Genomic DNA, 988 nt, shown 5'->3' on the forward strand with positions numbered 1-988 from the left:
TGCCTGGCTGAGCTTCAATGCCACGACGCGGACATTCTCCGGCACGCCGACGACATCGGGCACCTATGGCGTCAGGGTAACGGCGACCGACCTTGGCGGCCTCTCGGCCAGCGAGACCTTCAACGTTGCGGTATCGACGGCGCCTGCGACCTACAGCCTGTTTTCCGCCTCCAGCACGCCGGCCCAGACGAACCTCAACGACGGTCAGCAGCTTGAGGTCGGGGTCAAGTTCCAGTCGAATGTCGCCGGCGAAATCACCGGCATCAAGTTCTACCGCAGCGCCAACGACAACGGGCAGAACGTCGTCGACCTGTGGACCACCACGGGCACCAAGCTTGCAAGCGCCACCTTCACCAATACCACGGCGAGCGGCTGGCAGACGGTGAACTTCGCAACGCCCGTCGCGATCGCCGCCAACACCAACTATATCGCCTCCTACCACACCACCGGTGCATACGTGGCGACCAACAATTTCTTCACGACAACCATCACCAATGGCCCACTGACCGCCCAGTCAAGCGCTGTCGCCGGCGGCAACGGCGTCTACCGTTATGGCGGGTCCGCCACGACAGGCATTTTTCCGAACGCCACCTATAACGCCGCCAATTATTGGGCCGATGTGGTCTTCCGCCCCTCGAGCGCGAGCAACACGACACCGACGGCGGTTGCCGATACGGGTGACGCGACGGAGAAGGGCGGGGTGGCGAACGGTTCGGGCGGCGTGGTTGCAAGCGGCAACGTCCTGACCAACGACACCGATGCGGATGCCGGCGACACCAAGACGGTGACGGCAGTCCGCTTCGGTTCGACATCAGGCACGCTCGGCACGGCGCTGAACGGCACCTATGGCAGTCTCGTGCTGAACGCATCGGGTGCCTACACCTATGCCGTCAACGAGAGCAATGCCGCCGTCCAGGCACTGCGCCAGTCGACCAACACGCTGAGCGAGGTCTTCAGCTACACGATGCGTGACACTGCCGGCGCCACG

1 protein-coding gene is annotated in these 988 nt (G+C 63.7%); it reads left to right on the forward strand.

Going from position 1 to position 988, the window contains the following annotated elements:
• On the forward strand, nt 1-988 hold a 988-nt coding region (locus ACFPWW_RS12560), incomplete at both ends, for a DUF4082 domain-containing protein (protein ID WP_377311883.1).

Source organism: Rhizobium sp. GCM10022189 (genome assembly GCF_042656325.1).
Lineage (GTDB): Bacteria > Pseudomonadota > Alphaproteobacteria > Rhizobiales > Rhizobiaceae > Rhizobium.